This window comes from Lacrimispora sphenoides, from assembly GCF_900105215.1.
GTDB lineage: Bacteria > Bacillota > Clostridia > Lachnospirales > Lachnospiraceae > Lacrimispora > Lacrimispora sphenoides_A.
The window spans coordinates 2,556,230-2,580,564 of sequence record NZ_FOIP01000001.1 but is presented as its reverse complement, the minus strand read 5'-3'; the positions used below and the strand labels follow the sequence as shown (position 1 = coordinate 2,580,564).

Sequence of the window (24,335 nt, the reverse complement as noted above, 5' to 3'; positions counted from 1 at the left end):
TTACACTATAACATATACGTATATCTTTGTCAATATGCAGAAAAGATAATTTAACTTGTTCGTCTGCAGATAAGCGACGCCGCATGCGGTATTTGTACGGACCTGATAAGATAGAGTTAAACCGTTACGTCTGGAGTATGTGAGAAGCGCGTTCTTCTCTTCTTATTATTACAACTTCCGGCGGGCAAAATCCACGAACTTAAACTTGTCCGGCCTGTGGCGCGATTCCGTGTACTGGAACAAAGTTGAGTCCTCCAGATACGTATAACTCTTCACCACCACCACCATATCATAACGTCCCATATCAAGGAGCCGGTAATCCTCATCCGTTGCCGTATGGACCGTGATCTCCTTCATTGCAAAGCCGATTTTAAGCCCCTGTTCATTCTCCAGATATTCATAAACAGAATCCTGAGCAGCGCGCAAAGGCAGATTTTCCACGACTTTCCTCGAAAAATAATCCTTATCAATAATGATCTTTTCCCCATCGATTTCCCGGACCCGTTCCAATACAAAGGCCTCATCCTCCGGGCCGATCTGAAGGGCTTCCATCAGCTTTTTATCATTCTTTACAATTTCTAAATTCTCCACAAAGGTTTTGGGCCTGGAATCTGAATAACGGTAGATTTCCTTAAAGCTTGCTATCTCCGATACCGGGAAATTAAACTTGCTCTTATCCAACACCTCAGCGGCCTTTCCCCTGGCTTTGCGGATGCAGCCATCTTCCTCCAAAAGCCCCAGGGCTTTGCGGACAGTATCACGGGATGCACCGTATATCTCCATCAGCTCTCCTTCCGCCGGAAGCTTGTCTCCCGGACGGTATTCCCGCTTTTCTATTTTTTCTAGCAGCTCCTTATAAAGACGCCTGTATTTACTTTCCATAGGCCAATATCCTCACTTTACCTGTCTTTTCCATTGATTTACATATCAGTCTTTATTTTAACATATACGTATACCTTAGTCAAATATTTCGAATTCATACAAAATAATGAGCATACATCAATTTATTTTTTTCACATACACCTTTTCCTATATTAAGTAGAATTAATTATGTAATAGCCCTCTTTCTTTTCTTTCCATATATGGATTGATATGGTAAACTGATTTGAGAGCAACGACTACACAGGAGGACTCAAGTATGCAAATACAATATACAAAAAAATTAAATAACAAAGGCGTCTTAGGCATTATCCGGCGCTTCTGTAATTATATTGATCCACGGCTGACGGAACACGGTTCCCACGTGGCGTACATCATTTCCCGTATGCTGCAGGATACCGGGCAGTATTCCAAGCAGGAGCTTCGGGATATCTGCTTTCTGGCCCAGCTTCATGATATCGGAGCATACAAGACAGAAGAAATCTCCAGGATGCTTCAATTTGAAACCGACGATATTTGGGATCACTCTTTCTACGGATATCTTTTCATACGATATTTTTCTCCCCTTAAGGAATTAGCTCCTGCAGTACTCTTACACCACATCACCTGGAATTTCCTGGAGCAGGGAGATGAACCCAGCACGAAATTAAAAGATCTATCACAAATCCTTCACGTTGCAGACCGCATTGATGTCTCCATGTCACTGGAAAAGCGTTCCTGGGAGGAAACCCTTCAGCTGATCACCCAGGGAACGAATAACGTATTTGCTCCTCACATCGTAGGTCTTGCTGCCAAGCTTAACTTTAAAGATTCCATTGAAAATGAATGGAGAAAAGATTCAGAATACTTCGATTTTTTAACCAGCATTCCACTTTCCGAAGAAGAGACTACGGAATATTTGAAAATGCTGGTCTTTATCATTGATTTCAGAAGCCATTACACCGTAACTCATACCATAACCACCACCAGCATCAGCTATGAGCTTGGAAAACTCCTGTCCTTAAATGAGAATCAATTAAACCTGGTACTCTGCGGATCGCTGCTGCACGATCTGGGTAAAATCGCTATTCCTGTTGAAATTCTTGAGTATCCAGGAAAATTAAGCCAAAAGGCCATGGGAATCATGCGGACCCATGTAAACTTCACGGAGAAAATATTCGGCGGCAGCATTGATAAAACCATTGAGCGCATCGCACTGCGTCATCATGAAAAACTGAATGGAACCGGTTATCCGAAAAAGCTGAAAGCCGAGGATTTAACTACGGAAGAACGCCTGGTGGCCATTGCCGATATCATCAGCGCCTTAACCGGTGCCAGAAGCTATAAGGCTTCTTTTCCAACAGACGACATCCTGTCCATCCTCACCCGGATGAAAAATGACGGCCTCCTGGATGAATCCATTGTTGATCTGGCAGCGGAACATCTTTATGATATCCTTGATACCACCTCCATCCGGTGTCAGCCCATATTAAGCATTTATGAAAAGCTGAGAAAAGAATATGAAACTCTGCCTCAACTTGAATCTTACGATGAAAAGCTTCACTTTGCTCTTACCTTAAGAGATCCGGAGCTTATGCCGTCCTGGCCTTGAAGCATATCGGCTGGTTCCAGACGGATTAAAATTATAGACAAATCCAGGGGGAGGATAAAAAATAGCTTCAAGCATAATATTTTAAGCTTGAAGCTAACTTCTTCTGCAATCTTTATCCTTCCACTGGGCCGGTTTCTATTTGATACATAGTCTTTTTCTTCTCTTTCAACCATTTACTGTAATCTGAAAAGTTCTTTCCAACGGCGTATACCCATTGGCATAGACCGTATACCCATCACAGTTTATCTCCTCGCCTGAATAATGCCCCTGGAATTCATGCTCACCAAAACCCGGACCAAGTACCAGTTCCTTTTGTTCATCACGTACCGTCAGAAAGCCATCTCTCAAAATCAGACCTTCGCCCACTCCCGCCTTAAGACTGAAGGCCGGATGCTCCAGGGTAGTTCCTGCGGGGATGCAAACCTCCAGCCGCATAGGAAGACGGTCCAGCCCATCCGTCTTAACGGAAAGCTCCAGGCCCTGTTCCAACTCACGGATCTCAACCGTAGTTTTCAGCTGGCTGCTTATCTGTTTTTCCCTTTTTGTATGATCCATTTTCCACCAGTCGGAGGTGTCCTGCTTTTCTTTAAACGGCAGGTAATACCAGCCATTTGCCACGGCCTCTACCTTACATCCGTTCTCCCGCTCCTCTATTTTCTGAGGAATAAAGTTACGAATGTCGCAATAGCTCTCTCCAATCTTTACATAAACCATAGTACTTCCGCATTTAAAATACAAAAATGCACTCTTTCCGTTCAGCACCGTATAGGTGTAGGCCTTTTTCTTTACGCGAAGTACTCCGGCATGACGGAAAAACTTCCTGTACTCCTCTAAAAAGCCGAATCCTTTAAAGCAATGCTCAAGCATTTCATCATGGTTCATGACAACATGCAGACAGTCCGGAGCCAGGTTTCCCCGCTCCATATTGTCTCGGATGATTTTATGGGCCGCTCCGTCAAACACAGGATTCTCGGCATAACTACACAGAAACAAGTACTGGTAAAAATATTTATCCAAATATTCAAGCTTTCCCTTGTCCTGTCTGGTGGAATTCTGGGTAAATATGGTATCGTCCGGATCTATATAAGTCAACATCATGGCCAGATTCCGCTCCATATAGCCTAAGAAGTTCTCATCTTTGCTCTCCTCATACATAGCCATCATTGCGCTATTCACCACCGCATTGTAATTACCAGTGGAACGTTCTGCATATTCACCGTCTTCATCCCCATCAATCCCCTCAGACAGATACTGCTGGGCCCGGGCCTTAAGCTTCCCGGAGAATTCCTTCTCTTCAGCAAACAGATTGGCTCCCTGAAGCAAGGCTGCCACTATGGCCCAGCGGTGGTTTGGGGTATGGAAGCCTCCTGTCAGGATCGCCTCCAGTGCACGGCGCATGATGGTCAGATACTTTATCCGAAGGCTTAGGAGCTTCAAATCCCTCTCCATATCATATTTTACCAGCAGCCGGTAGGCTGCGATCAGCCGCTTGAAACAGAAAGAGGTATCTGTAGCGGATTTGAAATTACAGGATGGATAGTCAAAGCTCCCATCCTCTCTCTGGGTTCTTTCCGTAAAATCCAGTGCCAAATCAATGGAATCATAAAGAGCCTCATGACAGTAAAAGCTGCTATTTTCGTTTAGATATACAGCCACTGCCGTTGTCAACGCATAAATTGATGGCTTCGCCTCCCAGATATCTCCCCGGATTCCTCCGTACTGCAGGTTTTCCGGATCTTTTACCTGCCCGTTTATAAACTGCCTCGTCCTATATTCTGCACCCTTTAGCAGATGTGCTATATATCGCTTCATAGTCTTCCTCCGTCATATTTTGCTTTACTGATTTACTTGTTGTTATTTTGACGCTTCTAACAGGAATAGGATTGCCATTGCCTGTCCATATGGCATTGGGCGAAGTTCAACATCCTTATAAAACTGTACACTTTCTCTACCCATGGGCGTTCCATAAGATACCTGATGCACAACGCCTTCTGCATCAATGCATTGAAGAACCGGCAAAAGAGCCTTTCTGGCATTTGCTTCATATGACGGATCAATAAGTCCCAGATGGACCGCTTTCAATATTCCATAAGCAAACCCGCAAGTTGCACTTGCCTCCACGTAAGAGGTACTGTCATTGATTACCGTATGCCACATACCGCTTTCATTCTGGTAGGAAACCAGCGCCTCAATCTGATTTTTCAGCGCTTCTGTCAAATAATGCTTCACAGCTCCGCTGCATGGAATGATGCCGAATAGCTCCGGAATAGCCATAGTGATCCAGCTGTTTCCTCTTCCCCAGAATGCACTTGAGAAATTATGGCGGCCATGAAATGTCCAGCCATGATACCAGAGACCACTTTTTCTGTCAGCCAGATATTTCGCATGAAGGAGGAACTGGTATTCCGCTTCATTAATCCATTTTTTATTATCAAGCAGAACTCCCATACGGGCCAGAAATAAAACAGCCATAAACAACGTGTCATCCCACAGCTCCTGCTCGTTTAAAGTATCGGAGGTCAGATGTTGGAATCCGCCTTCCTCTGTCATGGGCAGCTCTTCCACAAGCCACTGCGCCCAGTCCCTGCAAATTTCCATATAGGTCTCATTTCCACTTTTTTCTGCCAGATAGGATAAGGCCAGAAGAGGAGCTGTTGTATTAATGTTGCGTGAAGGTAAACCAATGGAAAGCTGTCTTTTATAATACTTTTCCAGTTTCTCTAAAAGCTCTTTCTCACCGGTTTCTTCATATATTTTCCATAAACCATACAGTCCTACTCCCTGCGTCCATTCCCAATATCGGTAGAGCTCTGTATTATCTCCGGATAAGTTATTTTTTTCCATATTTTTTAAGAAGATATCATCTTCATCATAAAGAATCTTTTCAAAGCTTGAAACCAGTAAATCTATTTTTTCTGTTAATTTTTCCATTCCTTTGTCAATCCCTTTCTGCTGCCAGCCAACTTATCGGTCGGTGCACTTTGCAATCTCTACAATATTTTTCCTTTTTTTTAGCTAATGTATTGCATATCTTGTGACCTCTCTGTTATAATACATATCCGAAACATGACCACTTCCTAGAAAGAATAAAGGCGGTTCCTATGACAAATCAAGGTGATACACTGCTTTATAAGAAAAAACATAATATTACCATCAACGATATCCAGCATTCCCTTTATTATTACTTTGATTATGATGAACGTTCCTTCGATATCAACATGCCATTCCAACATTTTCATTCCTTTTATGAAATCATGATATTAATCAGTCCTCAGGCATGCCATCTGGTAGAGGGTCTCCCTTATTCTATCCGTGCAGGTGACCTGGTTCTTCTGCGCCCATCGGTTCTTCACCAGACGGAATATCTGAAAGGAGCTCCCAGCAAACGGCTTATCATCGGATTTTTGTACCCTCCCGAGCTCTGGGGTATGCCGGAAACTTATCAAAAGCTTTTCGAACCATTTTATTCTCCTCTTCCCATATACCGCTTCCCTTCCAAACAACAGCAGCTGATCAACAAAAAACTAAACCGAATTTACCGCTACTCCTTTCAGGATGAGGAACCGGAATTAAAATCCCTAATTCTACACGGAATGTTTATAGAGTTTCTCTATACGATCAGGCAGCTGGCACCTTCTAACATCTACATCAATGAACCATTGATGAATGAAGCCTCAAAAAAAATATATACCATTGCCAACTACATTCATAATCATTATTCGGAAGAATTGACTCTGGATTCACTTTCCAGGGAGTTTTATATCAGTCCTTACTATTTGTCCCATCAGTTTAAAGATGTGACAGGGTACACCCTCACCCAGTACATACAGATGACACGGATCCGTAATGTACAATACCTGCTGTTAAACACCAAAAAGAAGATTTCTGAACTGGCGGAAGAGTGCGGTTTTACAAGCTTCTCTCAATTTAACCGTATCTTTCAAAAATATTGCAGCCAGTCTCCATCTGAATTTCGAAAAGCTGGGGGCGGAAACAGCCTTCCAACCATTCTTTAAAATACCATATGGACAGAAAAAACCCGTTACAGCTTCCCGGCATCATCATTATTCCGATGAAAAAGAGCTGTAACGAGCTTCTTATAGCCTTCCGCCCCGTAAAAGGAATTACTTTATGCTGTCATAATATTCTGCTCTTGCGTCAAGAATCTTCTGCAGCCCTGCATTTACAAGGTTGTTGTATTCTGTCTGCTGCATACTGTCGAACTGATCCGGTGAGCAGCTTATCAGTTTGTAAACATATTCAATCATCATGTTTACTACATTCTGTCCGTAATCCGCCTCTGCCTGTGAAATATTAGAGTATACCGGGAAGCGGAATTTGCCTTCAGAGCGTACATCGTAGAAATTGGAGAACCAATCCGCAGTTTCCCAATCAACGGACTGATCTTTTGCCCATTTGGATACGATAGCATCTTTACTCTTCGTCCATTCCATAGCAAGATTTACAATATTTAAGTCATCACAGGTTCCCGGATATCTTTTACTGGAAAGTTCTTCGCTGGATAATTTAATCGGTACTCCGTTTTCGTCTCTCTTATGCTCTATCGTGTATACAATATTCTCGGCAACTTCCGGATCTGCCTGCCAGTTTAGATACTTCATGCAGGCATCAACCTTTTTCTCACTTGACTTTGGAACCATTACAAACATACCGTATCTCGGTTCAAACGGAGTTCGGTAGGAACCGTCGGCCAATTCAAAACACTGTACCGGTACAAACGTTCTTCCACCTGTACTCTGGTTTAAGATCGTGATGTAATCCCATGGACGCTCTGTGTCATCTAAGAAGAATCCTGCATTGCCTGCAGTTACCTGGGCTTTGTAGATATCTTCAGCCGTATCAGTAGCAAAATCCTTTGCGATAAGTCCCTTGTTGTACAGTTCATTTAATTTCTTTAGGCCTGTTATAGCGCCTGGAGCAACTGTCATATAAGACTCGCTGTAAACATAAGCATCCTTGTCGCTTTCAAGGTTTGCATAAGAGCCTATGAAATTTAAATAACCCTTCTCCGTATCATTGCGACCGCTCATTGCCCACGGAACTACATTATCAACACCGCCTGGATTCTTATCCTTTACTGACTGTAAGTAAGCAGTCAATTCCTCTTTTGTCTTCGGCATTTCCATTCCCAGCTTATCCAGCCAGTCCTGACGGATATACGCAGTATGGCGGGGAGCTTCCACACCTCTTTGCTTCATAATTGCAAACTGTTTTCCGTCAATCTGTCCCATATTCTGAGCATCAGAAACAAACTTCTTAATATCTGAGCCATAAGTTTCATACGCCTGTGTCAAGTCAGCCAGACCGCCATTCTGTGCAAAGTTATAGTAAATGCTCTGATTGTATGTAAATACGATATCAGGAGCGCTTCCGCCTGACATCATGATGTTCAGCTTATCATCAGAAGATGATCTTGGAACGGAAACATATTCCACATTGATGTTATACTTTTCCTTCATCTGCTGTTTGATCCATTCCGTCTGGGTGTTGTTTTCTACAGTCGTACCAGGAGCTGCATCACCTCTGTCCCAAACCATAACTTTGATGGTTACTTCCTCTCCATTCTCTCCCGCTGCCGTTGCCCCAGCCTTTGTTTCTGCAGCACCTGCTGCTTTCGCTGCGTCCTTGCCAGAATTGGAACCGCATCCGGTTGCCAGAGCTGCTGCTGCAAAAACTGCCATACAGATTTTCAATAATCTTACTTTTCTCATGAAAAAACCTCCCTTTCTTCTATACCCATATTTATTAGTCAATCGGATATTCGTAATCCGCGACCCTGCTTGATGAGGTTAAATAATAATCAGCCTTTTACTGCACCAAGCATAATGCCCTTTGTAAAATATTTCTGTATAAACGGATATGCAATAATCATTGGTGTCATAGAAATCACGATGCTTGCCGATTTAATGTTATCAGCAACCAGCTGTGATGCAATTCCTTCTTCCTGGGATATCTTAACCGATTCAATCAGCTGTTTTAATACCATCTGAACTGTGTAAAGCTTAGAAGTGTTTACATAGTAAAGAACGTCACTCAACCGGTTCCATCTGCCTACTGCATAAAACAGAGCGAGTGTAGCCAATGTGGGGTAAACCAAAGGAATCGCAACTCTGAATAAGGTCTGAATCTCATTGCAGCCATCAATCTTTGCCGCTTCATAAAGTGAGGAGTCTAATCCTTTGAAAGCGGTACACATAATAATCATATTATACGCGCTGAGTGCCTCCGGGATGATCAGAGCCCATACGGTATCAATCAACTTAAAATCCTTCACATTCAAATATTTGGGGATGATTCCCGGATCCAGATACATCGTCAATACAAACAGGGTCATAATGATTGTTCCGCCTTTTAAATTCTTCTTCGAAAGCGGGTATGCCGCCATGATTGTCATGATGATGCACACAGCCGTAGATCCCAGCATCAGAAAAACGGAATAAATAAAGGATGAGACGAAGCTCCCGCTTCGAAATGCCCTGATGTAAGCTTCCGTTGTAAACTGTACCGGATACAAAAAAACCTTTCCACTCAGAATCGCATCCTTGGAACTGAGGGACATGGATATCACACGGAGGATCGGTATCATCGCAATAATACTGATTACTACAAAAAAAGTATTCCAGAAAACCTGAAACCTGCGTTCTGTCTTGCTCTTTAATTCCCCCATTACATAATTCCCTCCTCTCCCATTTTTTTGGAAACTTTATTCACCGATAGAATCAGGATAATTCCCACCACTGACTGGAACAATCCAACTGCAGTGGCAAAATCAAAACGTCCTGACTGAAGGCCAACGTTATAAACATAGGTACTAATAACATCTGAAGCACTCTTTACTAAAGTATTTCCCATCATATATGGACGGTCGAAATCAATTGATACAATTTTTCCAAGCTGCATGATGAGCATGATAGAAATCGTTGGCCTGATCTGAGGTATCGTAACATGGGCAATTCTCTGAAGCCTTGTTGCGCCGTCTATATACGCTGCTTCACCCAAAGACGGATCCGTCGCTGTCAGTGCTGCCAGATAAATGATCAAGGAATAACCCGCTGACTGCCAGACACCTGAAAACCAATACACAAATCGCCAGACAAACGGAGAACTTAAGAAGTTCACTTCTGCAAATCCTGTTCTACGGATCAGATCATTGACAAGACCACTTACGGAAAAGAGCTGTGTAATAATACCTGAAATAATAACCCAGGAAAGAAAGTTGGGAAGATACAAAATTGTCTGCGTAGCTTTCCTGATATGCGTGTTTCTGATTTCAAACAGGAATACAGCAATAAATACCGGAATCGGAAATCCAATTATTAAATCACCTGCGTTTAATATCAGGGTATTTTTCAATGCATTCCAGAAATCCTTTGAACCGAAGGCCTCCCTAAAGTTCGCAAGTCCAACCCACGGACTGTTCCAGATGCCGGCAAATACATTGAATTTCTTAAATGCAATGATGCCTCCGATCATTGGCTTATAACGGAACAGAAGCATATAAATTACCGGGATCAGAAGCATTAAGTAAAGCTGCCAGGTGTTGCGCAGATATACTTTAAACGGGATCTTGCGCTCTTTTCCCTTTGCTGCTTTTTCTTTCATAATATCCACACCCTCTTTCTATTCGTTCCCGTCTTTATTAATTTCTGCCTCCAGTCTTTCTATCAGAGCCAGAAGTTCTTTTGGTTCATGGACGGTATAGTCCGGCGTTTCCCATTCATCAGCCGGAATCATATCATAGCGGGGAGACCAGTCAATGAGAATAGAAGTAATTCCAAAGCGGTTGGCTCCTGCAACATCCTTTTTTACATTGTTTCCGATCATAACCACCCTCTTTTTGTCCTCTTCTGTCAGGTGATTCTTCTCCATGGCATCCTGAAACATCCGCCCAGATGGCTTCTGGATCCCGACTATCTCGGAAATTGTCCTGGTATGGAAACAATAACCAAGGCCGTTTTTTTCATAAACATTGGTAAAGGACTGTTCTTCTCCATCTGCCACCATTGCAATGACATAACCTGCTTCGTAAAGGGCTTTTAGAGTCTCCCCTGCACCGGGTATTAGTTCTGCATGAACTACAATACCATCTTCATTGTGAATTTCGGTGCTTTCGTCAATAATTGTATCTCCACTGTCTGTAAAAATGATTAGTTTTTTGGGCATTTTTTGTTAACTCCGTATCATGTTTTGGTATTTTCTTATTGAAGTTGATGAAATTATTATAATATTTTGGTCACATTGTTGCTATGCGTAATTTGTTTTTATCGAAACTGCCTTATTCGCATTTTTTGCGTTTATGGAATCAGCCGAAGGGTTTTAATCTCAAAAGGAGCAAAATGTAAGAGCATCTCACTGCTATTTTCAAACAGATGAACCGGAACCGCTTTTCCGCCTTCCAGATTCTCCTCCATGGTAGTTCCCCACGCTTTGCTGACTTTAAAGCCAGCTGTCACCAAACAGGAGGTATGTTTTCCGAAGGCTTCATAACATCTTATAACCATATGATTTTGGCCGTCTTCTGCCATCTTCACCGTCTCCAAAATCACATTTCCTGCTGAGATCCGGAAAAATTCTTTTTCTCCGGTACCCTTCCCCCAAAATGCCAGGGGGCAATTTAACTGCATCCCTTCCCGTACAACTCCGCTTTCTGTAAAATTCCTGCTTTCTATATAGAAAGAATAAGTAAATTCCTGTATTCCCTTATCTGCATGCACATCCGGCCATACCGGAGATTTTAACAGAGTCAGTTCTATGGAATTGCCATTGGTGCTGACTCCATATTTGGAATCATTGAGTACTGCTGCGGTCCTTCCCGGTTCCGTCATAGCAGTATACCGGTGATTGCACACCTCATAACGGTCTGCATCATAACGACGGTTTTGATGGGTTGGGCGTTTAACATACCCAAACTGGATTTCTTCCAGGGCTTCTTCCGTTCGGATATTAACCGGGAAAGCTGCCTTCAGCAGCTTATGAGTTTCCTGCCAGTCAATGACCGTAACAAAATCAATCCGCCTGCTGTTATAGGATAATGTAATTCTCTGCGTCAGAGAGGATTGGTGAATCATACGCTTTACCAGAAGCACCACCTTAAGCGGTCCTCTCTCCACAATGGTAAGCTCTGCCGTATTCCCCAACTCTACCGGAACATTCTTATAGAAGGAACTTATTTCCCAAGCATCATAATCCACATTAATATCCTGATACAGGAAAAACTGGTTTGCAATCCCATCGACATAGTCGGTTTTTGTTTCCTGATCGAAAACACTCCTCACCTGACCAAGACCGTCGACAATAGCCTTGACCAGACCGTTTTCCAGAACAAACGAACCATCTTTTTCATAGATCCGGCATACCTCTTCTTCTGAAATTCCGGTATAGCCACAGGCAATTTGGTTTTGGTTCTGTCCGCCAAGATCGGTATAGCCACAGGAAGGAACCTTCACAGGGATCAGCATCCTATCTCCGATTTTCTGGGTCACAGGGAATCTTCCGCTCAGAACCAGACGCTCTCCATCTTTTGCCGGAATCTCCGCCAATTCCTCCCGCTCCCAGGATAAAGAATTGAATAGTAAGACACCGTCATCCTCTGATCCTGTAATCTGCTTTCTTGCTTCTCCATAAAAATCAAGGGCTTTTTCTCCGATAGATTTTAGCGCTTCCCTGGCATCCTCATATACCCTGGTTATGGAGGTTCCGGGAATGATGTCATGGAACTGATGAAAGAGCAGTACTTTCCATAAAGATTCCAGCTCTTCCCTCCGGTTTTCTCCGTTTTCTGCAAAGCATGCGATGGAATTTAAAAGTTCTGCTTCTCGTAGCCTTCGTTCTGTCAGCCGGTTTTCTTTCTTGATCCACGCCTGGGATGTGTAGGTTCCCCTATGCCAGGGCAGGTAGAGTTCCCCTCTGTAAACCTCCGTTACCGAGCCTTCCTCCTCCAGCCTTTGAAAAAATTTAACAGGGCTTTCCATGTGGGTGCGGGGTGCTCCTTCTAAATCCTTTACACGCCCTGCTGCTTCTATCATTTCTCTGGTGGCACCACCCCCGCCGTCACCGAATCCGAAAGGATAGAGAAAAGAATCAATATTCTCCTGCTGAATACGATCCTCCCTCCATCTCGTGATTAAATCAAGAGGATCCAGCCTGGAATTATTCTCTTTATAAAAATGAGTCAGAATTCTGGAACCGTCAATTCCTTCCCACCAGAAATTATTATAAGGAAATACATCACAGCCTTTTAATGCCCTGGCTATCTTCTGAGTAGTAAAGTAGCGGATTCCACATCCTTTCATGATCTGAGGCAGCTGTCCGTTAAAACCAAAGCAGTCCGGAAGCCAAACCATGACACTTTCTTTTCCCAGCTCTTCCAAAAACCACTTTCTTCCGTATAGGCACTGACGGATCAGGCTCTCTCCAGATACCAGATTGGTATCCGACTCCACATACATCCCGCCTTCCGGTATAAAGGATCCATCCTCAACCTTCTGGAGAAGACGTCCGTACAGCTCCGGATAATTTTCTTTTACATTTTCCATAATGGGGGGTTCACATAAAAGAAATTTGTAATCTTCATATTCATCAGACAAAGCAATTTGTGTAGACAGGGTTCTGGCACATTTTCGCTTCGTTTCCTCCCAGGGCCAGAGCCAGGCAAGATCCAGATGGGATTGTCCAAATATGGTAAACTCCGGTGCAGTTGACCCATTGACACAGGAAAGCAGCGGCGCCAGTTCCTTTCTTGCATTACGAAAGGATTCATCCCGTGCTTCCCGTTCCAGCTCAAAATCTGCCAGAAAGGTAAATTCCAAAAGTCCCTGGTTTACTTTCATCGCTCTTAAAGACTTGGGATCAAGTCCTTTGGAAAGCTTGTAAAGGGTATGTACATCCATAAGAAGCTGAAATGCATCTTCATTCCAGATACCGAAATCCGAAACGCCTATCATTACCTGATACGGCGGAGGTTCAGGAACTGCTATACGCCAAGGAGGGCATGGTCCGCCTTTTTCCAGTCTTGGCCCATGCCCTGCATAGCTTTCTACTACCACAAAAAAACGCTCACCTGCATTCCCACAGCGGGTCAGTGTAATTCCATCATGTTTTAAATCTTTTGAACCTGCTGTTTTTCCATTCACCCAGATCAACATCTCCCCACCTACTTCAGGATGAAGAAAAATCCGTTTTCCCTCCGCCTCTCTGGGCAATACAATCTCTGTCCGAAACCAGCCGTATTCCCATTTGGCTCCCCAGGAAGTGCCCTGTGGCATAGGATAAAACTCCTGCTTTATTGCTTCCTCATAAGTAAAATGCTGTTTCGTCGTAAAGCCGGTAAATGTCACATCATCAAGCTTATGAAACAAGTGGTTTTTCAATTCCTCAATCCATATATTTATCCGTCCATTTCGTTCTGCTGCAAGCACCATCTACCTATCCCTCCCTTTTATAGTTCAATCATTTTTCCTCATTATACGTTAATTCATTGGCGGGTGACTACGCAATGTTTGTCAAGTTGTCGCAAAACTTTTGCAATTCTTGCAATTTTTCAGCACAAAAAAGCAGGGCATGCATTTGTGCATGCCCTGTTCCATCTAGAAAAGGTATTGAAGTCTTAACTGAATGACATTGATATTTCAACAGCCACTTTTTTATTACTTTACAACTATTCTTACAAACTTTTTCTTACCGCGTTTTACGATCATCCCATCTCCGGAAAACTGTTCTTTTGCAAAAACGGCTTTCACATCGGAAACAGTTTCGCCTTCTACGGTTACTCCTCCCTGTTCCACATTGCGCCTTGCTTCGGAACGGGTAGGAGCCAGACCGGATTTCTGAAGAATGGCCAGGATGTCAATGCTTCCGTCCGTAAAATCTGCCTCTTCCAGCTCACAGGTCGGCATATCTGCCGCATTGCCGCCGGTAAACAGCGCTCTGGCACTCTCTCTTGCTCTTTCCGCTTCCTCTTCCCCATGAACCAGATTCGTCAGCTCATAGGCAAGGATTTCTTTTGCTTCATTTAACTGGCTGCCTTCCCAGCTGTCCATCTCGTTAATCTGCTCAATGGGAAGGAAGGTAAGCATACGCAGGCATTTTAACACATCTGCATCGGCAATGTTTCTCCAGTACTGGAAAAAGTCAAAAGGAGTCGTCTTTTCCGGATCAAGCCATACAGCACCGGACTGGGTTTTACCCATCTTATTTCCCTCGGAATTTAGTAGCAGGGTGATGGTCATTGCATGAGCATCTTTTCCCAGCTTCCGGCGGATCAGCTCTGTGCCGCCAAGCATATTGCTCCACTGGTCATCTCCTCCAAACTGCATGTTGCAGCCGTAACGGTTGAACAGCTCATAGAAGTCAAAGCTCTGCATGATCATGTAGTTGAATTCCAGGAAGCTTAAGCCTTTTTCCATACGCTGCTTATAGCATTCCGCGGTCAGCATACGGTTGACGGAAAAATGAGGGCCAACCTCTCTGAGGAAATCAATGTAATTTAAGTTAAGAAGCCAGTCTGCATTATTAACCATAAGAGCCTTTCCTTCGGAAAAGTCGATAAAACGGCTCATCTGCTTTTTAAAGCAGTCACAGTTATGCTGGATCGTTTCCACTGTCATCACCTGCCGAAGGTCGCTTCTTCCGGAAGGATCTCCAACCATACCGGTTCCACCTCCGATCAGGGCGATGGGTTTATTGCCTGCCTCCTGAAGGCGCTTCATTAAGCACAGGGCCATAAAATGACCTACGTGAAGGCTGTCGGCCGTGGGATCAAATCCGATGTAGAATACGGCTTTTCCTTCATTTACCATTTTGCTGATTTCTTCTTCATTCGTCACCTGGGCGATCAGGCCGCGGGCTTTCAATTCGTCATAAATTTTCATCATTATTCTCCTTTTTCATAAAAATAAGCCCCGTCCTATCAAAAGGACGAGGCTGAAGTCTCGTGTACCACCTTAAGTTTATAAACAGCTCACGCTGTTTACCTCTTTGAGTACCTGATGCGATACTCTAGCACAATAACGGGTGCGGGAATCCGTCGCAGCCTACTTGGCATCTTAGCCGTTTGGTGCGAAGCTCAAAGATGTATTCGCAATCCGTATTCCACGCGCCTCTCATCTGCCGGCTGCTTTCTGTGTGGTCCATCGTACTGCTACTTGTTCTTATCAACGCTTTTACTTGTTTATGAAGTTATTGACTAGTATATGTTGTTTTGTTTTATTTGTCAAGAGTGGTTTTTTTATTTTTTATCTGTCCGGACATGATCTTATTTTACCCAGGCTCCATTCTCATCAACCCGGTATCCGTCTAGCGTAATCGTATTCATCAGGCATTCTCCTGACTGATTCAGATAATACCATTTGTCATGGACTTTGATCCAGCCCACCGCCATAGATCCGTCAAGGTTCATATAATACCATGTTCCGTTCCACATCACCCAGTCTGTTTTCATTGCACCGTTCTGGTCCATAAAATACCAGATTCCGCCGACTTCATTCCAGCCGGTGACCATGTAGCAGGCCAGTCCAAAATAGTACCATGTTCCGTTTACCTTTACCCACTCTTCCTTCAGATACGATCCATCCTGCCTTTGGTAGCGCCAGCCTACTCCATCCTTTTTCCAGCTTCCCTTTGTTTCGTCGGACTGGTTTTTTATGCCATAATCTCTGTCTGAATTAGAACCGCCGCCGGTATTCTTTCCCGGCTCTGGTTTTGGCTCAGGCTCTGGCTCTGGTTTTGGCTCAGGCTCCGGTTTTGGCTCCGGTTTTGGCTCTGGTTCCGGCTTAGGTTCCGGTTCAGGATCGTTGATTCCCGGCAGATCCGCACCTGCACCTGCACTCCTTATGACACTGTCCTTTGCCAGACGCAGGAAATCGCCGAATACGATTCTTCCATTAACTCTGCTAAAGCACTCCCCCGGATTCAGGGAAAAGAAGTTATCGGATGTTATGGCATTCATTCCGTTTTTATAAAAATAATTATTGCTTATTTCTTTGGCCGCAATTTTATCATCGTATACTTTATCAAGGGAGGCACTGTAGGATGCAGTACGATATGATACATTATTTACCACAGTGCCGTCGGCTATCAGATTTCCGTCTGAATCTGTCTTATAAGGACTGGGGCGCATAATGATGTTAAAACGCCGGTTATCAAAGGAGGTATTATTTTCGATTGTCAGTTCTCCCGGATTAAAATTATCTGTAATTCCATCCAGATTATTGTGGTATGCCACACTGTTTCTTAAGATGTTACTGACCTCCCGGCCTTCTCCTCCAAGCTTGAATCCATTGTTCCCATTATTGTATGCCACACAATTTTCAATAATGGTCCTTCCGTTGGGGCCGTCTGACAAGGTATATTCGACATTTTTTTATTTTAAGGATGACCGTTCCGATTTTCTGCGACCGCCTCGTCTAAATCCACCACGATGTCAAATATATAAAAAAGACTAAAAGACGAGGCTTCTCATTACCTTCACAATTATGGTATAATCATTTTATGAGGTATGAATAATATCAAGATATGGATAATATTGTTTTCGAAGGTCTTTATATGATAGAAAAATTGGCCTGCAAGCTGGGAAGCAATGATGAAATACCAAATATTGAATTGGCTGAATATCTGTGTCAACACAATGATTCTGCCGGAATTAGGGAAATAGTTGACGGATTGAAAGGTACAGATAGAGCAGTTGCAAATGACTGTATTAAGGTATTGTATGAAATAGGTGAAAGAAACCCAAAATTGATTTCTGATTACGCAAATGAATTTATTTCCTGTCTGTGCTCAAAAAACAATAGATTGGTATGGGGAAGTATGATGGCATTAGCTAAGATAACGGTATATGCTTCTCAACCTATTTTTGAAAAATTGTCAGAGATAAAATCGTATTATGAAGAAGGAAGCGTTATCACAGTTGACAACAGCATAAGCGTATTTGCAAAATTGTGCAAAGCTAACGGCAGCTATGCGGAAACAGTCTTCCCAATAATCATAAACCATTTTCAAAAATGCAAACCCAGAGAAGTACCCCAACATGCTGAAAGAGCGGCAATCTGCTTTAATAGTGAAAATGCAAGTGATTTTATTAAAGTTTTAGAAGAACGGAAATCCGGCTTAACACCGCCTCAGCAAACTCGTATCAATAAATTGCTGAAAAAACTTCATGCCCTGCAGCAATAACACACTGCTCCGTAAAAAAAGGAAGTTTGAACATTACTATATCAAAAAAGAGTATCATTATGAAACTGGTAATTTACTGGAGGGAAACCTATGATCACTTTAACTAACAAACAGGCAAGGCATTTTATGCTTCTCAAACACGGGCTGCTGGGCGATCACAAATTTAACGGTAAGCAGGGCGCCTTTGATTTTGTGCGCCAGACAGGCTGTATTCAATTTGATCCGGTTGATTCCTGTGGAAAGAATGCGGAGCTTACCCTGCAGTCCCGTGTCAAAGGCTTTACAAAGCAAACGCTTTACGAGCTGTTGTATAACGACCGAATGCTTGTGGATTATCCTGATAAAAATCTTTCCATCATTCCCACAGAAGACTGGCCGTATTTTGAACGTTATCGGAATGCTGCACGAGAAGGAGGACGGCGTTTCAAAGAACTGGGGGAACTGGAAGCAAACACGAAGGATTACATCCAGGCAAACGGAGCGGTCGGCTCTGACAGCTTGCCCATAAAGGGCAGCATACTCTGGCACTCTTCCATTCATTGGAGCGGTAATTGGAGCGGCGATACCAATGCGTCACGGGCGGTGCTGGAGCAGTTATATTCTACCGGTGAGCTGATCATTCATCATAAGAAAGGCTCAAGAAAGTATTACGACCTCACCCATAAGTATTTGCCTGCCGAACTCCTCGACATTCCTGACCCTCTGCCGGATGAATTTGAGCATCAAAAATGGCGTATTCTTCGGCGGATAGGCGCAGTAGGGCTTCTATGGAATCGTCCTTCCGATGCTTGGTTAAATATTTGGGGGCTTAAAACTCCTCAAAGAACTGAAATGTTCAAAGAATTGCTTGACGAAGGGAAAATTCTGCAAGTCAGTGTAGACGGTATAAAGGATATACTTTTCTGCCAGGCAGAGGATTTATCTCTTATAGAAACTGTATTACAAACCGATACTTATAAACCCCGCTGTGAACTGATTGCACCGCTTGACTGTATGATGTGGGACAGAAAGCTGATCCGTGCATTGTTTGGCTTTGAATACACCTGGGAAATCTATACTCCGGCTGACAAACGTAAATATGGCTTTTATGTTTTACCGATGCTTTATGGCAACAGTTTTATCGGACGTGTGGAAGCAGTCGCTGACATAAAGAAGAGTACCCTGGTTGTCAAAAATATCTGGTATGAGGATGGAATCAGGCAAACAAAAAAGCTTCAGGCAGCCGTTAATGGCTGTATGAAACGGTTCGCTAAATTTAATGAGTGTGATGTGATTGATTTTGCGTATCTGGATGTATGACAGCAGCAAAGCATGATATCCTATTTAAGAACAGACATTTCATGTACATACTTCGGTAATGCTACACTCAGCGACATCATTAGCGACATGGCTATGACTGTTAATTAAGAATTCACATCTCGCGTACAAGCCTGAGTAACTTTCCTTTTCGTTACTCGGGCTTTTTCCCCCACTAATATTTCCCTTCTACGTTATTGCTTAATTTCTATCACATATGTATAGCAATCTGCCGAATTTTATATAATCAAACAGATCCAGCAGATCACTTGAAATACTCACTTGAATCTTTATCTGCTTAAATGTCTAATATAAAAAAACTACCAATATGATTATTGATAGTTTTTTAATGGGAAAAGTCTAAAATAAAATAACCGATTATAGCTCCAATCCCCTGATTGTATCGTCACTAAGATTTTGCGTGAACAAAATACTACTCAGCCTTTGACAGGTTGGATAGGCAGTCTGATCTTCCGGCATATCTATTTTGAACTATTACTGATTCCCAATCTGATTAATATTGTTTGTTTAAATAATACCAACTTTTTTAAGAAGATATTGTGCGTTGGTTGTTTTCGACACTCCTTTTTTCATTTTATAATCAAAGATAATATCGTTATTAGAATATTGTTCATTAAAACAATAATTTTTAATACGCCGGTATGCACTTTCTAATTTACAAACCTCTAAATCATGTGTCGTAATGATACCGCATATTCCAAGTATATGAAGTTTTTGTAGAACACCTTCGGCTCCTTTCAACCTGTCAACAGAGTTTGTGCCTCGAAATATTTCATCAATCAGGAATAGTAGATTCTCATTCACCTGCGCTGCATCTATAATTTCTTTAATTCGCTTTAGTTCCGCATAGAATGTGGAAATTTCTTCTGTTAACGCATCCGCTATACGCATAGAAGTCATTACTTTCATCATGGAAAATGTCATATGATCTGCACATACATAACTTCCTGTACTCGCTAAAATCATATTAATTCCCACAGTTCTCATAAATGTGGTTTTTCCAGACATATTGGAGCCGGAAATAATTAGAATATTATTGTCTAGTTCCAAATCGTTACTAACCCTATTATTATTGTTTAAAAGGGGGTGTCCTAAATTTTTAGCTCTAATGGTATTGGGCTGTGTGGAAATTATAGGAAGGCCAGTAACCGTGCAGTTACGGGGTAGATTTGCCAAACTCAACAAGCTTTCCAATTCTCCCATAGCGGAAAACCACATAGCCACTGAATCACCATGCTTACGTTTCCAGATATCTAAATCCACGGCATTTTTATAATCCCATAGCCATACAGCATTCAAAAAGAAACAAGCAATTCCATTTTGTCGTTGACTGATGTTACTTGATATCTTTGATAAATCTTGTATTGCCTCTTTGGCCGAGTGCAAAATTGATTTGATCTTATTTAACCGAGAAGAACAAAATTCCTTTTCCACAATTTCCTGAATAACATCATCATATTTTAATATTTTATAAGGGATTTTCCTCATTATTCCTACATATCTATTAGCTTTAAGAAAGCCAATACCCCAAAGTATAAGTTGAAACAAAATCAGAGAGCTTGCAACAAGTATACCGTATCTGTTCTTTGTTAATATAGAAAAAATGATTGACCCACAAGTGAGTACACGGAAAATATCCAACAAGCGTTGTAAAAGCTTACTTTTGATGAAAGTGTTTTTACACTGCAATTCTGAAATAAGCGTGGGAAATGACCTATCTATACCGATTTTTGAAAAGTAATATTCTAAGTGACTACTCCAAGGATAATCATTGCTCAATTCTGAAATAGACTCTTGCCTCATTTGTATATCTTTTTGTGAATAATTAGGATCCAACAAGTCTTGAGCAAACCTTAATCTTCCATAATAAGTATTTGTACTGTTCAAAAGCTGAAACAAGGAATACCTGCCAACAATATCTAAATCCATTGCATAGCTATGGTTGTAATCAATAAACTCTTCCCCAATGTCATCGAACGTTCTCCATTCTCCTGACATGCGGCACAAGTTCTTTTTTGCAATAGCAATAAGACCCGCCTCATATGCGATACGTTGAAATAGTTTTCTATGATAGATGCAAGCAATAATAAAAATGACCGCTTCTACTAACAACAATACAATAAATTTTAATGGGAAATGGTTTGTCCATGCATTATAAATGGTATACCCTAACATAACGATCCAAATCAATTTGAATCTTCCTACTATATTAGCTAATTTATCGTATTCTTCGTGTTCTGATTCTCTTTGTCGTATTTCAAGTTCGTATTTTTGATACATAAGTAATGGTCTCCATTATAAAGATTCAAATATTATATTTTATTATACGAGATAACAAGTGAATATAAAACATTATATCCATTTTTTCTTACCCTGCTTGCCCTGTCCCTTTTGCGCGCTCCCTCAATGCAGGCCCATATCATGTGGCATACTTTATTTAGTTCTTTTTGTTGTTACTCAACAAAATCTTCTCTCAACAATTCATTTATCTACACAAGTGCAAAAAGTGAGAATGAACGGTCGTATCTTCCGTCAACTCTGGATGGAAAGCACAAGCCAGCATATTCTTTTCCCGGACAGCTACGATTTTCCCGTCAACCTTTGCCAAAACCTCCACACCCTGACCAACATTAGCAACATATGGCGCACGGATAAACACCATCGGAATGATTCCAATGCCGCCAAATTCCGATTCAGTTTTGAAGCTGGCCAATTGCCTCCCGTATGCGTTGCGCTCCACGGTAATATCCATACAGGCAAGATGGCTTTCTCCTCCGATAACTGTTTTCGCAAGCAGGATCATACCGGCGCAAGTACCCATCACAGGAAGTCCTCTTTGAATCACTTGAAGGATTGGCTCCTTTAATTCTGATTCCCGCATCAACTTTTCCATCACCGTACTTTCGCCGCCGGGCAAAATTAAGCCGTCCATCTCTTCCGTAAAATCTGCCCGTTGCCGGATTTCAAAGCTGTCTGCCCCCAATTTGGCCAGCATCTTTTCATGCTCTATAAACGCGCCCTGCAAGGCAAGTATACCAATTCTCATGGTGCTCACTCTACTTTCCGCGTTCCGCCATCAAGAGGGCGATTTCCTGCTCATTGATACCTACCATCGCTCGCCCAAGTCTTCGCTAAGTTCTGCGATCAGCTTTGCATCATTAAGATTGGTAACCGCTTTTACAATGGCGGCGGCACGTTTTTCCGGATTGCCCGACTTAAAGATACCAGAACCCACAAACACACCTTCCGCTCCCAACTGCATCATCAGTGCGGCATCAGCAGGAGTCGCCACGCCTCCGGCGGCAAAGTTCACAACAGGAAGTTTGCCGTTTTGTGCCACCCATTTCACCAGATCCAATGGGGAAGCCAGTTGCTTAGCGGCTTCAAATAATTCATCCGACCGCAATGCAGTGAGCAGCCGGATTTCGCTTTGAATTTTCCGCATATGCCGCACGGCCTGAACCACATCGCCAGTCCCTGGCTCGCCCTTGGTGCGAATCATCGACGCGCCCTCGGCAATGCGGCGCAATGCTTCTCCAAGGTCCTTCGCACCGCAGACAAAGGGTGCGCGGAATTTGGTTTTGTCAATGTGATAGATGTCATCCGCCGGAGAAAGCACTTCGCTTTCGTCTATGTAGTCGATTTCGATGGCCTCCAGAATTTGCGCTTCCACAAAATGCCCAATGCGCACTTTTGCCATTACAGGAATGGATACCGCCGCTTGAATCCCTCTAATCATTTTAGGGTCGCTCATTCTGGAAACGCCGCCTGCCGCCCGGATGTCGGCGGGAATCCGCTCCAATGCCATCACCGCACATGCCCCCGCTTTTTCAGCTATTTGCGCCTGTTCCGGGGTGCTGACGTCCATGATTACGCCGCCCTTAAGCATTTGAGCCAGATTTTTATTGAGTTCATATTGCTCTGTCATGATAATTCCTCCTTGTATTTTGGGGTCTAAGTTAATATAGCTATTATGCCCCAAAACTGGACCTATTGAAAGTACCAGTTTATGTTTATTCAGAAATACCAGTCAGGAATTTTATGAGCAGTTTCTTATCCGTATTACATCCTTTAGCGGGATTCATGGGGCCCATGGTTAGGAACCTGATCGGTAGTAAAGTGCTCCGCAGGAATTCCCATCATCTGTGCCTTGATCCGGGCTACAATAATTTTTTGGCATTATACTCCTATTTCTACATATGTTTTATTTATCACTTTGAGTGACAGGCTATATACAATAATCACTGTATTACAGGAATCAGTTGATATCAGCGTACCTATTTCTGAGTCTATCGAACCATTGGGCAGATTCATATCCCATTCTATTCGACAATGCCACAACCAGCCCATCTACTACAGCAATGGGGGCAGACATGGAATGGTATTCCTTTTCCTCACCCTGGTAAACATACAGCTGTATATCAGCTTTTTGCTTATCCGGTACATATAGCCTGCTGGTAAAGGCCAGCGTATGGTAAGCAGCTATTTTCTGATACTTAAGAATCATATTCCCCTCCCGGGAAACTCTGGAAATATTAAACATGATGACAAGGTCTCCTGCTCCTGCCTGTGCCAGACCTTCAAGCACCTCTGCTCCACCGGATGGGAGAAGCACCACGGAAAGCCCAAGGCGGCGCAGGCGGAAAAACAAAAGCTGTCCCAGAGAGAATGAGGCATTTTTAGCATAAATAAAGATGCACTTTGCCTCCTGAATCGACCTAATAGCACACTCAAACTCCGATGTATCCAGCTGCTCCAGGGTCTTTTGTAAGCAATGCTGCTGCCGCAGGAGCCAATTTTGCAGTGTAAATTCCGTCTCCTGCAAAAGCGGTGCAGCTATTTTTTGTACCGGCCTATGTTCCGTACTCTGCTGTATTACTACATGCTTAAGCTCCTTAAAATCCTTGCAGCCCACATGCCGTGCAAAACGGGAAACCGTTGCATCCGACAGTCCTAAAGAGGCTGACAGCTGCCCGATGGTCATAAACAAAAATACGTCGGTATGGCTGCTGATATATTCTATAATTTTTTGGTCTGCGCTGGTCAGTTCTTCCGGCAAAACCGGAAAATGCAGCTGCATAAAGCCACCTCCTTTGCACTGCAGATACTTCTTAATCATGCAGCCTTATTGTGTCACTTCCAGTATAATTGCACTATGTAAATTTATCTATCAAACTGCAGTAAAATGAAAGTAAACTTTCTCAGAACGCCAATATGAAGGACAATTCATGTTAACTTTAATACATGTCTGCGGCTTATTGTTTAAGTGGCTATGTGGGATTCGAAAAGAAAGAAGAATGGAGAAAGGGGACAAGATATGATAGAAGATATAAATGAAGGAAGGGGCAGTTATTCC

Annotated in this window: 17 protein-coding genes, 1 pseudogene and 1 other annotated feature; of the genes and pseudogenes, 4 read left to right on the top strand and 14 right to left on the bottom strand. The window is 42.8% G+C overall.

Going from position 1 to position 24,335, the window contains the following annotated elements; all coding sequences use genetic code 11:
* Positions 1-168: 168 nt before the first annotated feature.
* On the bottom strand, positions 169-882 hold the full coding sequence (gene treR / locus BMW45_RS11745) for a trehalose operon repressor (RefSeq protein ID WP_092243676.1): 714 nt from the start codon (positions 880-882) through the stop codon (positions 169-171).
* A gap of 256 nt (positions 883-1,138) precedes the next feature.
* Here treR and BMW45_RS11740 point away from each other — a divergent pair, with 256 nt between their 5' ends.
* Positions 1,139-2,470, top strand: a complete 1,332-nt coding sequence (locus BMW45_RS11740; RefSeq protein WP_207649067.1) for an HD-GYP domain-containing protein — start codon at positions 1,139-1,141, stop codon at positions 2,468-2,470.
* A gap of 165 nt (positions 2,471-2,635) precedes the next feature.
* Here the strand turns inward: BMW45_RS11740 and BMW45_RS11730 are convergent, their stop codons facing one another.
* Together BMW45_RS11730 and bglB are read right to left on the bottom strand one after the other, a co-directional pair.
* Positions 2,636-4,282 carry a hypothetical protein gene (locus tag BMW45_RS11730; RefSeq protein WP_092243670.1) on the bottom strand — a complete coding sequence of 549 codons (1,647 nt, stop codon included), beginning with the start codon at positions 4,280-4,282 and terminating at the stop codon, positions 2,636-2,638.
* Positions 4,283-4,324: 42 nt separating this feature from the next.
* The gene (gene bglB / locus BMW45_RS11725) at positions 4,325-5,401 is read right to left on the bottom strand and encodes a beta-galactosidase BglB (RefSeq protein ID WP_092243667.1); all 1,077 of its coding nucleotides are present in this window, start codon (positions 5,399-5,401) and stop codon (positions 4,325-4,327) included.
* Positions 5,402-5,571: 170 nt separating this feature from the next.
* On the opposite strand from bglB, the gene BMW45_RS11720 reads away from it, so the two are divergent.
* Positions 5,572-6,486 (top strand): AraC family transcriptional regulator, encoded by a 915-nt coding sequence (locus BMW45_RS11720; RefSeq protein ID WP_092243664.1) that lies wholly within the window; start codon positions 5,572-5,574, stop codon positions 6,484-6,486.
* A 108-nt stretch (positions 6,487-6,594) separates the two neighbouring features.
* On the opposite strand, the gene BMW45_RS11715 is transcribed toward BMW45_RS11720, so the two are convergent.
* From BMW45_RS11715 to BMW45_RS11685, 7 genes are all read right to left on the bottom strand, one after another.
* Positions 6,595-8,202, bottom strand: a complete 1,608-nt coding sequence (locus BMW45_RS11715) for an extracellular solute-binding protein (RefSeq protein WP_092243661.1) — start codon at positions 8,200-8,202, stop codon at positions 6,595-6,597.
* Positions 8,203-8,291: 89 nt separating this feature from the next.
* On the bottom strand, positions 8,292-9,158 hold the full coding sequence (locus tag BMW45_RS11710; RefSeq protein WP_092243658.1) for a carbohydrate ABC transporter permease: 867 nt from the start codon (positions 9,156-9,158) through the stop codon (positions 8,292-8,294).
* The gene (locus BMW45_RS11705; RefSeq protein ID WP_092243655.1) at positions 9,158-10,093 is read right to left on the bottom strand and encodes an ABC transporter permease; all 936 of its coding nucleotides are present in this window, start codon (positions 10,091-10,093) and stop codon (positions 9,158-9,160) included. The genes BMW45_RS11710 and BMW45_RS11705 overlap by 1 nt, the downstream gene beginning before the upstream one ends.
* A gap of 18 nt (positions 10,094-10,111) precedes the next feature.
* Positions 10,112-10,654 (bottom strand): HAD family hydrolase, encoded by a 543-nt coding sequence (locus tag BMW45_RS11700; protein WP_092243652.1) that lies wholly within the window; start codon positions 10,652-10,654, stop codon positions 10,112-10,114.
* Between the two features lie 131 nt (positions 10,655-10,785).
* The gene (locus BMW45_RS11695; protein WP_092243649.1) at positions 10,786-13,911 is read right to left on the bottom strand and encodes an alpha-mannosidase; all 3,126 of its coding nucleotides are present in this window, start codon (positions 13,909-13,911) and stop codon (positions 10,786-10,788) included.
* A 225-nt stretch (positions 13,912-14,136) separates the two neighbouring features.
* Entirely contained in the window at positions 14,137-15,360 is a 1,224-nt protein-coding gene (gene tyrS / locus BMW45_RS11690; RefSeq protein WP_025234756.1) for a tyrosine--tRNA ligase, read from the bottom strand.
* Positions 15,361-15,399: 39 nt separating this feature from the next.
* Positions 15,400-15,655: a binding site (T-box leader), on the bottom strand.
* Positions 15,656-15,743: 88 nt separating this feature from the next.
* On the bottom strand, positions 15,744-16,790 hold the full coding sequence (locus BMW45_RS11685; protein ID WP_092243646.1) for an N-acetylmuramoyl-L-alanine amidase family protein: 1,047 nt from the start codon (positions 16,788-16,790) through the stop codon (positions 15,744-15,746).
* Positions 16,791-17,032: 242 nt separating this feature from the next.
* Here BMW45_RS11685 and BMW45_RS11680 point away from each other — a divergent pair, with 242 nt between their 5' ends.
* Together BMW45_RS11680 and BMW45_RS11675 are read left to right on the top strand one after the other, a co-directional pair.
* A complete protein-coding gene (locus BMW45_RS11680) occupies positions 17,033-17,662 on the top strand; it encodes a hypothetical protein (protein ID WP_092246400.1) in 630 nt (209 codons plus the stop codon).
* Between the two features lie 90 nt (positions 17,663-17,752).
* Positions 17,753-18,961: a winged helix-turn-helix domain-containing protein gene (locus BMW45_RS11675; RefSeq protein WP_092243643.1), complete on the top strand. Its 1,209-nt coding sequence runs from the start codon at positions 17,753-17,755 to the stop codon at positions 18,959-18,961.
* 525 nt (positions 18,962-19,486) lie between these two features.
* Here the strand turns inward: BMW45_RS11675 and BMW45_RS11670 are convergent.
* From BMW45_RS11670 to BMW45_RS11655, 4 genes and pseudogenes are all read right to left on the bottom strand, one after another.
* Positions 19,487-21,259 carry a MutS family DNA mismatch repair protein gene (locus BMW45_RS11670; RefSeq protein ID WP_092243640.1) on the bottom strand — a complete coding sequence of 591 codons (1,773 nt, stop codon included), beginning with the start codon at positions 21,257-21,259 and terminating at the stop codon, positions 19,487-19,489.
* 205 nt (positions 21,260-21,464) lie between these two features.
* On the bottom strand, positions 21,465-22,025 hold the full coding sequence (gene pdxT, locus BMW45_RS11665; RefSeq protein WP_092243637.1) for a pyridoxal 5'-phosphate synthase glutaminase subunit PdxT: 561 nt from the start codon (positions 22,023-22,025) through the stop codon (positions 21,465-21,467).
* A 10-nt stretch (positions 22,026-22,035) separates the two neighbouring features.
* Positions 22,036-22,907: pseudogene (gene pdxS / locus BMW45_RS11660) on the bottom strand (pyridoxal 5'-phosphate synthase lyase subunit PdxS).
* A gap of 330 nt (positions 22,908-23,237) precedes the next feature.
* Positions 23,238-24,059: a MurR/RpiR family transcriptional regulator gene (locus tag BMW45_RS11655; RefSeq protein WP_092243634.1), complete on the bottom strand. Its 822-nt coding sequence runs from the start codon at positions 24,057-24,059 to the stop codon at positions 23,238-23,240.
* Positions 24,060-24,335: the final 276 nt, after the last annotated feature.

Bases quoted from the DNA above. Each gene is read 5' to 3' on its own strand.
- treR (WP_092243676.1), bottom strand. From the start codon at position 882: ATGGAAAGTAAATACAGGCGTCTTTATAAGGAGCTGCTAGAAAAAATA.
- BMW45_RS11740 (WP_207649067.1), top strand. From the start codon at position 1,139: ATGCAAATACAATATACAAAAAAATTAAATAACAAAGGCGTCTTAGGC.
- BMW45_RS11730 (WP_092243670.1), bottom strand. From the start codon at position 4,282: ATGAAGCGATATATAGCACATCTGCTAAAGGGTGCAGAATATAGGACG.
- bglB (WP_092243667.1), bottom strand. From the start codon at position 5,401: ATGGAAAAATTAACAGAAAAAATAGATTTACTGGTTTCAAGCTTTGAA.
- BMW45_RS11720 (WP_092243664.1), top strand. From the start codon at position 5,572: ATGACAAATCAAGGTGATACACTGCTTTATAAGAAAAAACATAATATT.
- BMW45_RS11715 (WP_092243661.1), bottom strand. From the start codon at position 8,202: ATGAGAAAAGTAAGATTATTGAAAATCTGTATGGCAGTTTTTGCAGCA.
- BMW45_RS11710 (WP_092243658.1), bottom strand. From the start codon at position 9,158: ATGGGGGAATTAAAGAGCAAGACAGAACGCAGGTTTCAGGTTTTCTGG.
- BMW45_RS11705 (WP_092243655.1), bottom strand. From the start codon at position 10,093: ATGAAAGAAAAAGCAGCAAAGGGAAAAGAGCGCAAGATCCCGTTTAAA.
- BMW45_RS11700 (WP_092243652.1), bottom strand. From the start codon at position 10,654: ATGCCCAAAAAACTAATCATTTTTACAGACAGTGGAGATACAATTATT.
- BMW45_RS11695 (WP_092243649.1), bottom strand. From the start codon at position 13,911: ATGGTGCTTGCAGCAGAACGAAATGGACGGATAAATATATGGATTGAG.
- tyrS (WP_025234756.1), bottom strand. From the start codon at position 15,360: ATGAAAATTTATGACGAATTGAAAGCCCGCGGCCTGATCGCCCAGGTG.
- BMW45_RS11680 (WP_092246400.1), top strand. From the start codon at position 17,033: ATGATAGAAAAATTGGCCTGCAAGCTGGGAAGCAATGATGAAATACCA.
- BMW45_RS11675 (WP_092243643.1), top strand. From the start codon at position 17,753: ATGATCACTTTAACTAACAAACAGGCAAGGCATTTTATGCTTCTCAAA.
- BMW45_RS11670 (WP_092243640.1), bottom strand. From the start codon at position 21,259: ATGTATCAAAAATACGAACTTGAAATACGACAAAGAGAATCAGAACAC.
- pdxT (WP_092243637.1), bottom strand. From the start codon at position 22,025: ATGAGAATTGGTATACTTGCCTTGCAGGGCGCGTTTATAGAGCATGAA.
- BMW45_RS11655 (WP_092243634.1), bottom strand. From the start codon at position 24,059: ATGCAGCTGCATTTTCCGGTTTTGCCGGAAGAACTGACCAGCGCAGAC.